Genomic DNA, 16,581 nt, shown 5'->3' on the forward strand with positions numbered 1-16,581 from the left:
TTAAATTGTACACTATCGTCCCTATAATGAAAAATAAAAACCGTTAATTGCTGGAAAAGCTTTCACGGTTTTAACATTCTATTTATATCTATCATGTGATTTTATTCTATTTAAGCTATAATTTAGCTATATCATACAAAAGGAGCGATACGAGTGATACGTTTTGCAATAATAGGAACCAACTGGATTACAGACCGCTTTCTTGAGTCAGCAGCAGATATCGAAGATTTTCAGCTGACTGCTGTTTATTCAAGATCGGCTGAACGCGCTGGCGAGTTTGCTGCTAAACACAACGCTGCGCATGCCTTCTCAGACCTTCAGGAAATGGCGGCGAGCGATTGCTTTGATGCCGTATACATAGCGAGCCCGAACGCTCTTCACAAGGAACAAGCCGTTCTCTTTATGAACCATGGCAAGCATGTGCTTTGTGAGAAACCGTTTGCTTCGAATACAAAAGAAACAGAAGAGATGATCTCAGCAGCTAAGGCAAACGGCGTTGTTCTCATGGAAGCAATGAAGACCACTTTCCTGCCGAATTTCAAAGAGCTGAAAAAACACCTGCATAAAATCGGCACTGTCCGCAGATTTACCGCAAGCTACTGCCAGTATTCCTCACGATATGACGCGTTCAGAAGCGGAACTGTTTTGAATGCGTTTCAGCCTGAGCTTTCCAATGGGTCATTAATGGATATTGGCGTCTATTGTATTTATCCGGCTGTTGTGTTGTTTGGCGAGCCAAAGGATGTAAAAGCAAACGGATATGCTTTATCTTCAGGAGTGGATGGAGAAGGAACTGTCATTCTGTCTTACGACGGGTTCGAAGCTGTTCTGATGCATTCTAAAATCTCTACTTCCTATGCCCCGGCGGAAATCCAGGGTGAAGACGGGACGATTGTAATCGATACGATTCACCGGCCTGAACGTGTTGAAATCCGCTACCGGGACGGCCGCCTTGAAAACATCGCGATCCCTGATCCTAAACCGGCGATGTTCTATGAAGCAGAAGAATTTGTCACGCTCATAAAAGAGAATAAGCTGGAATCTGAAGAAAATACATTTGAACGGTCTTTGACCACCGCAAAAATTATGGAAGAAGCAAGAAAGCAAATGGGGATTGTATACCCTGCTGATCAAGCTTAAAAAAATCCGCCCGCGTGCAAATGCCGCGGCGGATTTTTTATTAGACAATCGGAGAAGATGCCTTCCTTTTTAAAAGCACCTGTTGCTCATATTCTTTGATGTCATGAAGCCATGCCTCTTTTACCGGAACGCCCATTTGCTCACAGTAGGAATCCCAGATGGCTCCGAAAGGATATGTTTTGAATTCCTCCATCAGGGCCAGCCTTTCTGTATAGCGGCCCTCTTCCTGCAATTGTTTTAAATAGCCGTTCGGGAGAAGCAGGGCATACAATAAAGCTTTGATCATATTTCTCGTTCCGATGGTCCAGGCGGCTACACGGTTAATGCTGGCATCGAAAAAATCCAGACCGATGGCGACCTTCTCAAGAGCATGATTTCGTACAATTTCAAGAGCGATTTCTCTCAATTCATCATCCAAAACCACTACATGGTCGCTATCCCAACGAACAGGCCGCGATACGTGCAAGGCAAGCTTGTCTGTGTAAAGCAACATGGACGAGATCTTGTTTGATACCGTCTCAGTCGGATGGAAATGGCCTGTATCAAGTAAACAAAGCTTATGATTCGTCAAAGCATAAGCTAAATAAAATTCATGAGATCCGACAACATATGATTCGGAGCCAAGCCCGAACAGCTTGCTCTCGATTGAATCAAGATTGTGTTGTTCACTGATCTCCTCTGCGAAGATCCGATCCAGTGATTCTTTTAGTCTTTTACGCGGTGTCAGCCTATCACTCGGGATATCCTTATAGCCGTCGGGAATCCAAATATTCGTCAAGCAAGGTGTTCCTAATTCTTTCCCGAAGTATTCCCCGATACGGCGGCAAGCGATGCAATGCCTGATCCAAAATTCTCTGATGTCCGGATCAGGGTGTGAAAGGGTGAGTCCGTCAGCCGCTTTCTCATGCGAAAACAAGGTTGGATTAAAATCTAAACCGAGACCAAGGTTTTTTGCCCATTTCACCCAGTTTTCAAAATGCTGCGGCTTCAATTCGTCACGTTCTACCGCTTCCCTGTTTGTTTCTGCGTATATCGCATGCAGGTTTACGCGGTGCTTTCCAGGAATGAGAGAAAGAGCCTTCTCCAAATCTCTTCTTAATTCTTCAGGAGTTTGCGCTTTTCCGGGATAATTGCCGGTCACGTCAATTCCGCCTGAAAGCTCGCCCTTATTTACTTCAAAGCCTTCAATATCGTCACCCTGCCAGCAGTGGATCGAAATGGGCACTTGCTCTAATTGCCGAAGCGCCTCTTCAACATCAATTCCCCATTTTTCATATGCCTGTTTTGCACTGTCATAATTGGTTTTTATGGTCATATGGCTCTCTCCCTTTATCAGTTTTTTAATCCAAATAAAAAACTTCCTTTAGATCTATCGAAACAGGACTGAAATCCGAATTTGTTTTCATTAATGGCGACATCGATTCCCACCATCTTCGGCAAACTTCTGTGTCCGCCATCTTTCTCCATTTCTCTTCATCCTCTATTTCTAAATATGCAAAAAGCCTGCCTGTTTCCTCGTCTAGAAAAATGGAATAATGGTGTGCTCCATGAGCTTTGAGTGCTTCGGCCATCTCAGGCCAAATGTCATCATGCCGCTGTTTGTATTCTTCGTACTTGTCTTGATGGACAAACATGATACTGGCTTTTCTTTTCAAACCTTTTCACCTCTTCATCATTGAGATAGCGCTTTCAAAACAGTTTGCTGAAATGACTGAATGATCGTGCTTCTGTCAATGTCTTTAGGTGTAAACACTTTGATCGGAAAGGAATTTCTGACGACTTGCCGGGCTTCTTTTATGTCTTTGACTTCTTTGGCAGCAATCATTTGCATCAAAAGATTTCCGGTGGCAGTTGCCTCTATCGGCCCTGCATATACCGCTTTTCCACTCATGTCTGCCGTTAATTGATTTAAGAAGTCATTTCGGGCTCCGCCGCCGATGATATGAAGCTGCTGAATCTGTTTTTCTGTGATCGTTTCCAGCTCTTTGATGGCTATCGCATAGATGATGGCTAAATTGCTGTAGATGCAGCAGGCAAGTTCGCCTGCAGTGCGGGGAATCTTTTGGCAGGTTTGTCTGCAATAATGTTGTATTTCCTTTATCATGTTTTCTGGATTTAGAAAACGTTTATCATTTAAGTTTATAAATTGCTGGAATGGTTCTGTTTTTTTGGCTTCTTCTGCAAGCTGCTGGAAAGAGTAATCTGCTTGTAACTGCTGTCTGACTTCTTGTATCACCCACATGCCGATAATGTTTTTGAGAAAGCGAATGGTGTTGTTTGCGCCGCGTTCATTTGTATAGTTGTTTTCTAAAGCAAGATCAGTTATTATCGGTGTTTTGTTTTCAATCCCGATTAACGACCATGTTCCGCTGCTGATATACGCCCAGCCATCATGTACGCCTGGCGCCGCAATGACGGCCGAGGCCGTATCATGTGTTGCGACTGTCATCACCTTGCACGCCGGGAGATCATAATCCGAGAACCACTCATTTCTTAGCTTCCCGAGCTCACACCCCGGTTCAGTGAGCGGCGCAAATTGCTGTTCCAGAACAGACACGGCTTCAAGCAATTCAGGATCAAGATTTCCCGTTGAGACGTTTAAAAGCTGTGTTGTGGACGCGTTTGTGATTTCCGTTACAGCTTTTCCGGTTAAACAATAGCCTAAATAATCAGGAATCATCATAATTTTGTCTGTCTTTTTCAGCAGCTCACGGTCTTCTTCAAACAATTGATAGATCGTGTTGAAAGGCTGAAATTGTATTCCTGTTTTTTGATAAATTGCGGCTTTTGAGAGGGTATGTTCCAGTTTGTCTATTGTGTGATCTGTTCTTCTATCACGGTAGGAGATTGCTTCCCGCAACCGATCTCCTTTTTCGTCCAGTAAGACATAATCAACTGCCCATGTATCAATGCCTACGGTGCAGTGTTCATACCCAAGCGTCTTTACTTTTTGCAGTCCTTGCAGGATTTGTTTTAGCAAATGATCAATATCCCATAAGCAATGCCCGTCTCTTTGACTGAAACCGTTAGCGAACCTGTGCATCTCTTGTATGTCAAGCTTCCCTTCATTCAGTTCACCTACCATGATTCTCCCGCTTGATGCGCCTATATCAATGGCAGTATAAATCATCCTTTCACCCTCTCTTCGAAAGAGGAACAGCTGTCACCTTCACCTTTTTGTCCTCAAGAGCTTTTACCGATGCCGGATCAAGTCCAGAATCCGTAATAAGGCGGCTGACATCTTGCAGCGAGGCGATATGTGAAAACTCGCGGTTCCCCCATTTGCTTGAATCGGCCATCAAAATGGTCTGGTCCGACCTTTCGATCATCCGTTTTTTGAGCAGCGCCTGCCACTCATTTGAATCACTCATCCCGTTGTGTACGTCAAATCCCTTACATGACAGAAAGGTTTTATTGACATGATAGGTCTCAAGTGAACGCTCTGCTAACGGGCCGGCAAACGATAATGATTTTTCAAGCAAAATGCCGCCTGTTGAAATGACTGATATGTTTTCTTTATTGCTGAGTTCAATAGCTGCTTTCATTGAGTTTGTAATCACGGTGAGCTCAATGTCAGGGAGTATTTTCGCCATGTACCAGGCAGTTGTGCTTGCATCGAGAATAATTCGGTCTCCGCTTTTTACATATTTGGCCGCTTCGTGAGCGATGGCTTTTTTTTCGATGACATTCGTGATTTCCCTTTCGGAAAAATGAATTTCTGATTCCTTCTGCTGAATACTGACCGCTCCTCCGTGGCTCCGGCTCAGTTTATGTTCTTTTTCAAGCTTTTCAAGATCACGCCGAATGGTTTCCTCTGTGACTGAAAATATGTCACTTAATTCTGCAACGCGAATGCTTGAACGCATATTTACTATTTCTACTATTTTTTGCTGCCGTTCTGCTACTAGCATCGGTAACGCCCTTCCTCATATCGTAGTCCGTCTTATATTTTTATCATAGCATATTTCTAACGCGTAAAAGCAGCAGGGACGCCGCCGTCTACCGTGATCATGCAGCCCGTTGTTTTTTCGGCTTTGGAAGAAGCGAAGAATGCAATGGCTTCGGCAATATCCTCCGGGTAAATATTGACGAGCAATGCTGTCCGTTTCCGGTAATGTTCCTCCAGCTGATCCGGTTCAATCCCGTACGCCGCGGCTCGTTCCTCCCGCCAGCTTGAACCCCAGATTGCCGATCCTTGAAGAACTGCATCAGGCAAAACGGAGTTGACCCTAATGCCGAATTCTCCGCCTTCTGCTGCGATGCATCTTGCTAAATGGGTTTCAAGCGCCTTAACAGAGCTGTAGGCAGAGGCGTTTTTTCCCGCATAAACCGAATTTTTCGATCCGACAAATACCATGCTTCCGCCTCTATTTTGATGTTTCATCTGTTTAAACGCTTCACGGGCTACAAGGAAATAGCCTGTTCCTAAAACATTCATATTAAGATTCCATTCTTTTAGACTTGTTTCGTCAAATGGGCTTGATGTGGCCAGCCCGGCATTATTGACGACGATATCAATGCCGCCGTAAGCAAGCGCCGCTCGTTCAAAAGCTGACTGTACGTCTTCCTCCTTTGTCACATCCATTTTGACAGCCATTGCCCGTCCTTTTCCGTATGCATCGTTTATTTCCCCGGCAATTTTCTGTGCGCCTTCTATATTCAGATCAGCTACGATCACGTGCCCTCCCTCAGCTGCAAATCGGCGGCATGCCGCACTGCCGATTCCGCCGGCTCCTCCAGTTATCAACGCTACTTTTCGGGAAAATTCTGCTTCCGGCGGGGCCAGCGTGAGTTTATATAGTTCGAGCGGCCAATATTCGACATGGTAGGATTCATTTTCATGTAAAGAAACAAATTGCCCCAGAGCGGTTGCTCCTTTCATTACGGCGATGGCCCTCCGATATAAAGCCCCGCTTACTTTAGACATGGCATAACTTTTTCCTGTATTCACCATTCCGATTCCAGGAATTAATATCACCCGCGGGGCGGATTCAAAGATTTGATCCTCATCCTGCTGATTGCGTGTAAAGTAAGCCTGATACTCTGATGTAAAGGTCTCGACTTCTGACTTGATCAGATCTGCAAGCTTGTGCACATCTTGAGTTTCCGGATTCCAATCAATGTACAGCGGAACCCGTTTTGTGTGAACAAGGTGATCCGGGCATGCCGCACCGATTTGCGAAAGTGCTGGCGCTTGGACACTGTTTACAAATTCCAAGACATCGTCATGATCATCATAGGAAAGGATCATTTTCTTTTCTTCACTTACTGCTCCTCTGATCACAGGCATGATGCCTGCCAAGATTTGTTTTCTTTTATCCTCCGTCAGCGGCTGATACCTTTTGCCTCCAAATACCTCATGCTGATTGATACGATCGTTAATATACTGCTCGGCTTCTTGAATGATGGATATCGTTTTTTGATAACATGTTTCAGACGTCTCTCCCCAAGTGACTAAGCCGTGTTTCTCCATTAATACAAGCTCGGCGTGGGGATTGTTTGCTACGCCTTCAGCGATCATTTTAGACAAAGTAAATCCAGGGCGGACGTATGGCACCCATACAAACCGATTTCCGTAAATGTCTTCAGCGATTTGTTTTCCATTATCCGCACAGCATATGCTGATAATCGCATCTGGATGGGTATGGTCAACATGTTTGTATGGCAGAAAAGCGTGTAATAGCGTTTCAATTGAAGGGCGGGGATGTTTGCTGTCTATCATACAATGAGACAGGTAATTTACCATTTCTTCATCTGGCATTTGGTCCCTTTTAATCAGCGGGCGGATATCATCTAATTTCAAACCGGTAAAGTTATGCGCTTTCATTGTTGCCAAATCCGAACCGCTTCCTTTTACCCACATGACTTCTATTTCACGGCCTCTAAAATCCTTTTCCGTTGTTTTCATAGATGTATTCCCCCCGCCCCAGTTGCAGACAGTGCGGTCTGACCCGATCAGATTGGACCTGTACACCAATTCCTCTACACCTTTAGGCAGCTGTGCAGCTCGCTCTGAATCCCATATATGTTTCACCATATTTGATATTCCTCCATCCCCTTTTATTTGTATCCGTTTTCATTATATATGATTTCTGTTTGTTTTTGAATTGTTTTGTTTATTTTTGTTTTCAACAAAAAAGAAAGCAGCAGATATGCCGCTTTCTTTTTTCATTAAGATTCAATTTTAAATTTCTTCGTAATGTCCTGAAGTTCTTCCGCCATGTTTGCCAACGTTTCCGCTGAAGAGCTGATTTCTTCCATGGACGCAAGCTGTTCTTCCGCCGAAGCTGCGATATCCTGAATGCCTGCTGAGCTTTCTTTCGCCACTGCAGAAATATCTTCAACAGCACTTGACACTTCCTGTGATCCGGCTGACAGTTGTTCAACCGTCGCGTTCAAGTTTTGCAATTCGCCGGAAATTTGGGTTGTCATCTCATAGATTTGTTTAAAGCTTTCTGCTGTTTGATCCGTAATCTGCAAGCCTTCTTTCACTTCATGATTCACGGATTGGAACATTGAAAGTGAAGTGCTGATTTCTCTGACAATCTCTTGAATTAATCCTTCAATTTCCTTGGCGGAGTCTGCTGATTGTACAGCAAGTTTTCTAACCTCTTCCGCAACTACTGAGAAACCTCTTCCGTATTCTCCCGCTCTTGCCGCCTCAATCGCAGCATTTAATGCCAGCAGGTTGGTTTGATCAGCGATCCCATTAATCACATTCAAGATGCTAGTGATGTCTTGCGATTTTGTTTCAAGGCCCTTCACAACCGCTTCCGCTTGTTGAACGGATTGGTCGATTGTTTTCATTTGGCCGACTGTGTGTTCCACCAGTTTCTCGCCGCTGCCCGCTGCCTCAGAGGACTGAATCGATGATTTCGTAATGGTTGAAGAAGCTTGTGCCACTTTTGAAATCCCGTGATTCATTTGAGAAAGGTGGTTTGAGCTCGTTTCCAATTTCTCACTTTGTGCCTCGTTGCCATCTGAGAACTGTTCGATGGCGAGTGTAATATGTTCAGTTGCCTTACTCGTTTGAGCCGCGCTTGCCGTCAGCTCCTCAGAAGATGAGGCGACGTTTTCGACAGACGTTTGAATAACGCCGATTACAGAACGCAATGATGCAGACATTTCATTAAAGCTCTCACCAAGCTGGCCAAACTCGTTTTTCGAGTGAATATCAATGACTTCTGTGAGATCACCGCTGCTGATTTTTGCAGACGTTGAAACAAGTTTTCTTAATGGCTTGGTAATGGCACGAATAATATAGAGTATGAGTATGCCGCCGATTACAATCGACACGCATAAAATGATAACCGCAGTGTTCAGCACCGGGCTTGAAGCATCTTGTAATTCACTGACAAAATAAGTGCCCGCGATTTTCCAGCCAGTCAATTTATTTGTCGTAAAGGCCATTTTCTTTTCTTTGCCTTCGAATGTATATTCAAAGGAGCCGTCATTTTTGGAATATACTTGGTTTGTCCAATCGCCGGAACCGGTTGTCCCCGGCTTAATGGTCGGATGGGCGATATATTTTTTGTTGCCAGTTGTAATAAATGCAAAGCCTTCTTTACCGATTTTGATTCTTTTTGATGCAGTAAGCACTTCATCCAGGTTTAAATCAAGCGCTATAACCCCTGACCCGTCTTTTAATTGTTTTGAAATTGTGACAACGGTATTCCCTGTTGCTTCATCAGTATACGGTTCTGAGAAAACAGCCTGTCCTTTTTCCGCAACGGCCTGTTTGTACCAGTCACGTCCTGTCGGATCGAAGCCTTTCGGAATACCGCTATCCGGATATTTATAAAGCTTCTTATCTTCTGAAGCAGCATAGATTGCGCCTACATCGTCGTTAAGTGTCGTGTACTGCTTAAATTTCTCTTTCAGTAATGTTTTGTTTTTGCCTAACAATATGTCTTTATCGACTGTCTCACTATAATAATCTATTGCTTTTACTTTATCTTCTAATTTATTTTGCAGCGTACTGTTTAGTTCTTCAACATTTCCCTTCGCACTGCTTATGAGCTCTCTGTCTAACGCGTTCCAAGCTGATTGATAACTGAAATATGCTAAAACCCCAACCGGCAAAATAAGCACTGCCAGAAACGCAGCGATTAGCGGTTTGCTGATCGATGGCTGTTTGATCCATTGTATGAATTTTCCCATTCTCGTTGACTCCTCCTTTAAGATAAATCTAATATCGTCAAACTAGGATAAAAGGTTTAATAAAAAAACTAAAAAAAACACCCAAGCGCAACAAGCTTGGGTGTTAAGGCTTATTATTCGATTTTAAATCGTTTGGTCATATCGCGAAGCTCTTCCGCCATAGAGGAAAGGGTCTCTGCAGACGAGCTGATTTCTTCCATGGAAGCTAGCTGCTCTTCAGCTGACGCCGCGATATCTTGTATATGCGCTGAGCTTTCTTTTGAAATCGATGCAATGTGCTCGGATGCTCCCGAAACTTCCTCAGAGCTCGCAGAAAGCTGCTGAACCGTCGCACTCATATTTTGCAGTTCGCCGGCGATTTGGTTCGTCATTTCAGAAATGCGTTTGAAGCTCATTTCTGTTTTATCTGTGATGTCAAGACCTGTCTGCACCTCTTGATTGACAGATTGGAACATGCCGAGAGATGTATTGATTTCCTTCACAATTTCGATGATTAATCCTTCAATCTCTTTTGCTGAATCTGCTGACTGTACTGCCAGTTTTCTTACTTCTTCCGCTACAACGGAGAAGCCGCGGCCGTACTCACCTGCGCGCGCTGCTTCAATTGCTGCGTTTAAGGCAAGCAGGTTCGTCTGGTCTGCGATGCCGTTGATCACACGCAAAATGTTTGTAATATCTTTCGATTTCGTTTCCAATCCGCGTACGACTTGCTCCGCTTCTTTAACGGACTTGTCAATGACATTCATTTGGCCGACGGTTTGATGAACAAGCTTGCCGCCTTCACTTGCAATTTCTGTCGATTGAACAGATGAATCAGTGATCACTTCAGAAGCTTGAGCCATATTCGTCAACCCGTCATTCATTTGATAAATGTGCTCTGCTGCCGTTTCAATGTTTTCGTTTTGTTTTTCATTGCCGTTAGAAAATTGTTCAATCGCCAATGTAATGTGCTCTGTTGCCTTGCTCGTTTGCGCAGCTGATGCAGTGAGCTCCTCAGAGGAAGCGGCAACATTATCTACCGAATCCTGGATGGCGTGTATGAGAGAACGAAGTGACGACGCCATATTGTTAAAGCTTTTGCCGAGCTCGCCCAATTCATCTTTTGAACGGATATCAATGGTTTCCGTCAAATCTCCCTCGCTGATCCGCTTAGAGGAACCAACAAGCTGTTTCAGCGGTGTTGTAATCGACCGAATGATCAAAGTCATGACGATAATCCCTATGATAATAGCTGCGGCCAAGACAATTAAAGCAAGGTGAAGGACAGGCTGGGCTGCCTCATGTATTTCATCCAAATACATGGTGCCGCCGATCTTCCATCCCGTCAACTTGTTTGTGTCAAAGGCCATTTTTTTCTTATCGCCATCCATGGTGTATTGAAAATCGCCTTTATCAGCACTCAGCATTTTATCGAGCCAGTCGCCTTTTAATTCAGTTCCTGATTGTTCATTAGGGTGAGCGACAACTTTTTTGTCCTTCGTCATGATAAATGCGTAGCCTTGTGTGCCGATGTTGACTTTTTTGGTTGTTTTCAGCAGATTTTCAATCGTCATGTTGATTGCGATAACGCCTGAACCATCTTTTGTCTGCTGGGCGATTGTCACAACCATCGTATTTGTCGACGCGGTTTTATAAGGGTCTGTGATCACGACTTTCCCTTTATTTGCAACCGCTTTTTTGTACCAGTCGCGTTCAACCGGATTATAGCCGCTTGGCATCGGAAGATCCGGATAGCGGGTAAAGTGCCCTTTTGTGTCGCTTGTATAAATGGATTCTACATCCTTGTTAATGCTGATATATTGTGAGAATTTCTCTGCAATGCTTGCATTGCTTTTTGCATTGTATTTCTCTTTTGTCAGCCATTCGCTGAAATAATCAGCACTGTTTTCTTTTTCGCCGATGCTGGTGTTAATAATTTCGTTTAATTGCTGTACATTTTCCAATGCGCTCCCCATCATCTGTCTGTCGAGTGAGCTGCTAGCCGATTGATACGCAAAGATCGCCAATATGACAACCGGTATGATGAGGATCGACAGAAAGGAAACAAGAAGCTTCCGTGTAATTGATCTTTGTTTTATGAGTTGGAGTATTTTTTTCATCATTCATTTCTCCTTTTTTATGCTACCCTTCATATCGGCTGGAAATGGGTAAATATATACAGCAAAAAAGAAGAAATTCAATAAAAGTAACTAATTTCCCATAAATAAATAGTATTTTAGACCTATTATTTATCTACTTTAAATTGTTTTGTCAGATCACGGAGTTCTTCAGACATTCTTTCAAGCGTCAGTGCAGATGAACTAATCTCCTCCATGGATGCCAGCTGTTCCTCAGCTGAAGCAGCGATATCTTGGATGCCATCCGAGCTTTCCTTAGAAATGGCTGTGATATCATTTGAAGCTGCGGAAATTTCTTGAGCTCCCGCTGACAGCTCCTCAACCGTTGCATTCATGTTTTGCAGCTCGGAAGCAATTTGATTGGTCATTTGCGATATATGTTTGAAGCTCTGTTTAGTTTCATCCGTCATGACAAGCCCTGTTTCAACTTCTTTGTTTACGGACTGAAGCACGTTCAGTGATGTGTGAATTTCTTTTACTATTTCACTGATCAGCGATTCAATTTCTTTTGCTGAGTCAGCCGACTGTACCGCGAGCTTTCTCACTTCCTCAGCGACGACTGAGAAGCCCCGGCCATATTCACCCGCTCTGGCAGCTTCAATGGCGGCATTTAAAGCCAAAAGATTGGTTTGATCCGCAATGCCGTTGATGACACGCAAAATATTCGTGATATCCTTTGATTTGATCTCCAGCCCTTTCACCACTTGTTCCGCTGCTTTTACGGAATGGTCAATTGTGTTCATTTGGCCGGCTGTTTTCTGGACGAGTGTCTCCCCCTTGCTTGACACTTCTGTTGAATCTGCGGATGTTTCTGTAATCACTGCTGCAGCCCGCGCCAGCTCTGCCAATCCGTCATTCATTTCATTAATTTGTTCGGTTGTCGTTTCTATTTTCTCGCTTTGGCTTTCACTGCCGTTTGAAAATTGCTCGATAGCCATCGTAATGTGCTCAGTGGCTCTGCTTGTCTGGTCTGCCGATGCAGTCAGCTCTTCAGACGAGGAGGCAACGTGTTCTACTGAGTCTTTGATCCCGTGAATGAGCGAGCGAAGCGAGTGTGCCATATGATTGAAGCTCTCGCTCAGAACGCCGAGTTCATCTTTTGAATTGATTTCAATCGTTTCGGTTAGATCGCCTTCACTAATTTTTTCAGCGGATGCGACAATGCGTCTCAATGGCTTTGTGATGGATCGAATCACAAAATAAATCGCCGTCATTCCAGCTCCGATAGCAATCGCCAGAACGATTGAAGCCATGATCAGAACCCTGCTTGCAGCATCGTGAATCTCGTTTGCATACATCGTGCCGCTGATTTTCCAGCCTGTTGTTTCGCTTGTTGCAAATGCCATTTTTTTCTTTTTGCCTTTGTACGTATATTCAAAGTCCCCGCTTTTATCCCTGTAGAGCTTATCAACCCAGTCCCCTTTTAGCTCTGTTCCCGCTTTTTCTCCGGAGTAGGCGATAACTTTCTTGTTTTGGTTCAAGATAAAAGCATAGCCTTCTTTTCCGATATTGATTCCTTTCGCGGTAGTGACTAAGTCATCAATTTTCATATCAATGGCGACAACGCCTGACCCATCCACCGTTTGACGGGCGATGGTGACGACCATTTTTCCTGATGAAATCGATTCATAAGGCTCAGTGACAATTGTTTTGCCTTTATTGGCCATTGCTTCTTTGTACCAATCTCGTTCCAAAGCATTAAAGTCGCTTGGCATGTCAGCGTACGGATAACGTGTGAAGTCCCCGTCTTTGCCGCTTGAAAATACCGCAGCGACATTATCATTCATTTGGATAAATTGTTTAAACTCCTGTTTCAGCTCTGATTTCTTTTTATCCTGAAATTTTTCTGCTGTAGCCCAATCGCTGAAATATGCGAGGCTTTTTTCAGTCGTGCTGATTTTATCATCAATGATGTGATCTAATATCTGAACATTTTCCTTTGCGCTTTGCGTCATCTGTACATCAAGTGAGGCAACTGCTGATTGATAAGCGCTAACCGAAAGGGCGGTTATCGGGACAATTAAGATCAGCAGGAAAGAAATAATAAGTCTCCTTGCAATTGATGATCTGCGAATAGTGGTGAGTGTTTTTTTCATTTCCTTTTGAACCTTCTTTCAATAATTTACAAATTATATCGGCGGATCTTCCTTTAAATTACATTGAAAATGGAGGAAAAAATGAAAAATGGTTCTAAATTCACCTGTTAAACTAGGACTTTATTATTGTTTACCATATAAAAAAACAGCGCTTTGATAGCGCTGTTTTTCGGTTTTTACTCGATTTTAAATTGTTTCGTCAGATCGCGAAGCTCTTCTGCCATCTGCGCAAGAGTCGTCGCTGAGGAACTGATTTCTTCCATGGAAGCAAGCTGTTCTTCAGCTGATGCGGCAATGTCCTGGATGCTTGCCGAGCTTTCTTTCGACACGTCTGCAATGCCGCTGACTGCTGCTGAAACATGCTGTGAACGGTCTGACAGCTGCTCGACGGTGGAATTCATCGTCTGCAGCTTGCCCGCGATTTCGTTTGTCATGCTGAAAATGCTCTGGAAGCTTTCTTTTGTATTGTCTGTGACAACAAGTCCGGACTGTACTTCCTGATTGACCTCTTTAAACATGTGAAGAGAGGTGTCGATTTCTGCGACGATTTCTTGGATCAGCTTTTCGATTTCTTTCGCTGAATCGGCTGATTGGACAGCCAGCTTGCGCACCTCCTCCGCTACGACAGAGAAGCCGCGTCCTGACTCTCCGGCACGCGCCGCTTCAATGGCTGCATTTAGTGCAAGCAGATTTGTTTGGTCAGCGATTCCGTTGATGACTCTCAAAATGCTTGTGATGTCTTTTGATTTTCCTTCTAAGCCTTTGACAACAGCTTCAGCCTGCTGAACAGATTGATTAATCGAGTTCATTTGTCCGACTGTCTGCTGCACAAACTTCTCACCCGTTCCGGCGATTTCCGTTGATTGGATAGATGCCTTTGTAATATCTGACGATGTTTGTGAGACTTGCTGGAGTCCTTCATTCATTAAGTTCAGCTGATGAGAGCTGGATTCAACCTTTTCGCTTTGCTCCTCGTTTCCGTTTGAGAACTGCTCAATCGCCATCGTAATATGCTCGGTGGCTTTACTCGTCTGCCCGGCAGATGCGGTAAGCTGTTCGGAAGATGCGGCCACATTGTTCACCGAGTCCTGAATAGCGCTGATCAGAGAGCGGAGAGATTGTCCCATTTCATTGAAGCTTTCCCCAAGCTCTCCAAGCTCATCCTTTGAATGGATTTCGATCGTTTCGGTCAGATCCCCCCTGCTGATCGTTTTCGATGATTGAACAAGACGTTTTAACGGTTTTGTAATCGAACGAACGATAAACAGAATTAAAATTCCGCCTGCCACAATGGAAGCAATCAGCACAATCATTCCTGTTGTCAGCACAGACTTTGAGGCATCCTTAATTTCATCCATATACATTGTGCCGGCTATTTTCCAACCAGTCAGTTCGTTTGTAGTATAGGTCATCTTTTTATCTTCGTTATTAAGAGTATACTGGAGTTCACCGCTGTCATTCGCATACATTTTGGCTACCCAGTCGCCTGAAAGCTTTTCTCCAGCCTTATGGTTCTTGTGGGCGACATAGGTTTTGTTTTTTGTTGCAATGAAAGCATAACCTTCTTTTCCGACCTTGATTTGTTTCATTTGTTCTAACAATTTATCAATGGTAATATCCATGGCGACAACGCCAGATCCGTCCTTCAGCTCCTGTGCAATGGTAATGACCATGCTTCCGTCACTCGCAGCCACGTAAGGATCTGTCACGACAATTTCACCGCCGGCCTTCATCGCATCCTGGTACCAAGGCCGTTGTCTCGGGTCGTATCCTTCCGGCAATTTTTCTTTTGGCGCTTGTACGTAAGTGCCGTTATCTGCGCCCCCATAAATTCTGGCTACTCCTTGATTAATAGATACATATTGTGAAAATTTAGCTTTGATCTCTTCTTGATTTGATTTCCCTTTGAATGCGGATCTTTTAAGAGATTCACTGAAAAAGGTGACTGCTTTCGCTTTTTCTCCCAGATCATTTGTAACAGTTGTATTAAATGTATCGACACTGTTTTTCGCATTTCCCATAATTTCCTGATCCAGCTTTCCGCTGGCGCTTCGGTAAGAGCTAAATTCTAATATAAGAATAGGGATAATGAGAATCGCAATAAATGAGACGATTAATTTCTTTGAAATAGACGGTTTCTTCAGCCAATTGATAAAAGTCTTCATGTCACTTGCTCCTTCAGGTTTGATACAGTATATATCGGCTGCTTAAAAAAGTTTTAAAATATAAAATGGAAGAAGTTCTTTTTGGCTGTCTTCTGCCTTTTTAACTTTCATTGCCCAAGCTCTTTGCATATCTTATAAAAAACAAGGGGGGCTAAACATGATTATTGTATCAGGACAATTGCTCCGTCCCCAGGATATTGAAAATTGGCAGATTGATCAAAATCTGAATCCGCTGTTAAAAGAGATGATTGAGACGCCTGTTCAGTTTGATTATCATTCAATTGCTGAACTGATGTTTGAGCTTAAACTGCGGATGAATATTGTAGCAGCGGCAAAGACGCTGCACAAAAGCGGGGCGAAGTTTGCCACTTTTTTAAAAACATACGGGAATACAACGTATTGGAGGGTTTCACCGGAGGGCGCCTTGGAGCTGAAATACAGAATGCCGCCTTCAAAAGCGATTCGTGACATTGCTGAGAACGGCCCGTTTTATGCGTTTGAATGCGCAACCGCAATCGTTGTCATTTATTACTTGGCCTTAATCGATACAATCGGAGAAGATAAATTCAATGCCAGCTTTGACAGAATTATTTTATATGACTGGCATTATGAGAAATTGCCGATATATACGGAAACAGGACACCACTTTTTCCTTGGAGATTGTTTGTATTTTAAGAATCCTGAATTTGATCCGCAAAAGGCGCAATGGAGGGGCGAAAATGTGATTTTACTGGGGGAAGATAAATATTTTGCCCATGGTCTTGGAATCTTAAACGGACAGCAAATTATTGATAAGCTGAATTCTTTTAGGAAAAAAGGAGCCTTACAGTCAGCCTACCTTCTGTCTCAGGCGACCAGACTGGATGTTCCGTCTCTTTTCCGCATCGTCCGCTAAAAAGCCCC

11 protein-coding genes are annotated in these 16,581 nt (G+C 43.7%); 2 read left to right on the plus strand and 9 right to left on the minus strand.

Translation table 11 applies throughout. From position 1 onward, the window contains the following. Positions 1–153: 153 nt before the first annotated feature. A complete protein-coding gene (gene iolU, locus NYE53_RS15605) occupies positions 154–1,140 on the plus strand; it encodes a scyllo-inositol 2-dehydrogenase (RefSeq protein WP_041850599.1) in 987 nt (328 codons plus the stop codon). Positions 1,141–1,180: 40 nt separating this feature from the next. On the opposite strand, the gene rhaA is transcribed toward iolU, so the two are convergent. The 9 genes from rhaA to mcpB all read right to left on the minus strand — a co-directional run bounded on the left by rhaA (position 1,181) and on the right by mcpB (position 15,678). Continuing rightward, positions 1,181–2,455, minus strand: a complete 1,275-nt coding sequence (gene rhaA / locus NYE53_RS15610; protein WP_339245531.1) for an L-rhamnose isomerase — start codon at positions 2,453–2,455, stop codon at positions 1,181–1,183. Between the two features lie 25 nt (positions 2,456–2,480). After that, a complete protein-coding gene (rhaM, locus tag NYE53_RS15615; RefSeq protein ID WP_276353970.1) occupies positions 2,481–2,795 on the minus strand; it encodes an L-rhamnose mutarotase in 315 nt (104 codons plus the stop codon). Positions 2,796–2,812: 17 nt separating this feature from the next. Continuing rightward, positions 2,813–4,270, minus strand: coding sequence for a rhamnulokinase (gene rhaB, locus NYE53_RS15620; protein ID WP_339245537.1), 1,458 nt, complete (start codon positions 4,268–4,270; stop codon positions 2,813–2,815). A 4-nt stretch (positions 4,271–4,274) separates the two neighbouring features. Continuing rightward, the gene (gene rhaR / locus NYE53_RS15625) at positions 4,275–5,051 is read right to left on the minus strand and encodes a rhamnose catabolism operon transcriptional regulator RhaR (protein ID WP_339245539.1); all 777 of its coding nucleotides are present in this window, start codon (positions 5,049–5,051) and stop codon (positions 4,275–4,277) included. A 56-nt stretch (positions 5,052–5,107) separates the two neighbouring features. Then, a complete protein-coding gene (locus NYE53_RS15630) occupies positions 5,108–7,177 on the minus strand; it encodes a bifunctional aldolase/short-chain dehydrogenase (protein WP_339245542.1) in 2,070 nt (689 codons plus the stop codon). Between the two features lie 134 nt (positions 7,178–7,311). Further along, positions 7,312–9,300: a methyl-accepting chemotaxis protein TlpB gene (tlpB, locus tag NYE53_RS15635; protein ID WP_339245545.1), complete on the minus strand. Its 1,989-nt coding sequence runs from the start codon at positions 9,298–9,300 to the stop codon at positions 7,312–7,314. A gap of 113 nt (positions 9,301–9,413) precedes the next feature. Beyond that, positions 9,414–11,399, minus strand: coding sequence for a methyl-accepting chemotaxis protein (gene mcpA, locus NYE53_RS15640; protein WP_003244077.1), 1,986 nt, complete (start codon positions 11,397–11,399; stop codon positions 9,414–9,416). A gap of 125 nt (positions 11,400–11,524) precedes the next feature. After that, the gene (gene tlpA, locus NYE53_RS15645; protein WP_339245548.1) at positions 11,525–13,513 is read right to left on the minus strand and encodes a methyl-accepting chemotaxis protein TlpA; all 1,989 of its coding nucleotides are present in this window, start codon (positions 13,511–13,513) and stop codon (positions 11,525–11,527) included. Positions 13,514–13,689: 176 nt separating this feature from the next. Beyond that, the gene (mcpB, locus tag NYE53_RS15650; RefSeq protein ID WP_003243461.1) at positions 13,690–15,678 is read right to left on the minus strand and encodes a methyl-accepting chemotaxis protein McpB; all 1,989 of its coding nucleotides are present in this window, start codon (positions 15,676–15,678) and stop codon (positions 13,690–13,692) included. A 157-nt stretch (positions 15,679–15,835) separates the two neighbouring features. Here mcpB and NYE53_RS15655 point away from each other — a divergent pair, with 157 nt between their 5' ends. Beyond that, positions 15,836–16,573: a protein-glutamine gamma-glutamyltransferase gene (locus NYE53_RS15655; RefSeq protein ID WP_268553097.1), complete on the plus strand. Its 738-nt coding sequence runs from the start codon at positions 15,836–15,838 to the stop codon at positions 16,571–16,573. Positions 16,574–16,581 lie beyond the last annotated feature (8 nt).

This window comes from Bacillus sp. FSL R5-0523 (assembly GCF_037975295.1).
GTDB lineage: Bacteria > Bacillota > Bacilli > Bacillales > Bacillaceae > Bacillus > Bacillus subtilis.

Coding starts and splice junctions, on each gene's coding strand:
- tlpB (WP_339245545.1), bottom strand. CDS start 9,300: ATGGGAAAATTCATACAATGGATCAAACAGCCATCGATCAGCAAACCG.
- mcpB (WP_003243461.1), bottom strand. CDS start 15,678: ATGAAGACTTTTATCAATTGGCTGAAGAAACCGTCTATTTCAAAGAAA.
- tlpA (WP_339245548.1), bottom strand. CDS start 13,513: ATGAAAAAAACACTCACCACTATTCGCAGATCATCAATTGCAAGGAGA.
- rhaA (WP_339245531.1), bottom strand. CDS start 2,455: ATGACCATAAAAACCAATTATGACAGTGCAAAACAGGCATATGAAAAA.
- rhaB (WP_339245537.1), bottom strand. CDS start 4,270: ATGATTTATACTGCCATTGATATAGGCGCATCAAGCGGGAGAATCATG.
- rhaR (WP_339245539.1), bottom strand. CDS start 5,051: ATGCTAGTAGCAGAACGGCAGCAAAAAATAGTAGAAATAGTAAATATG.
- NYE53_RS15630 (WP_339245542.1), bottom strand. CDS start 7,177: ATGGTGAAACATATATGGGATTCAGAGCGAGCTGCACAGCTGCCTAAA.
- NYE53_RS15655 (WP_268553097.1), top strand. CDS start 15,836: ATGATTATTGTATCAGGACAATTGCTCCGTCCCCAGGATATTGAAAAT.
- mcpA (WP_003244077.1), bottom strand. CDS start 11,399: ATGAAAAAAATACTCCAACTCATAAAACAAAGATCAATTACACGGAAG.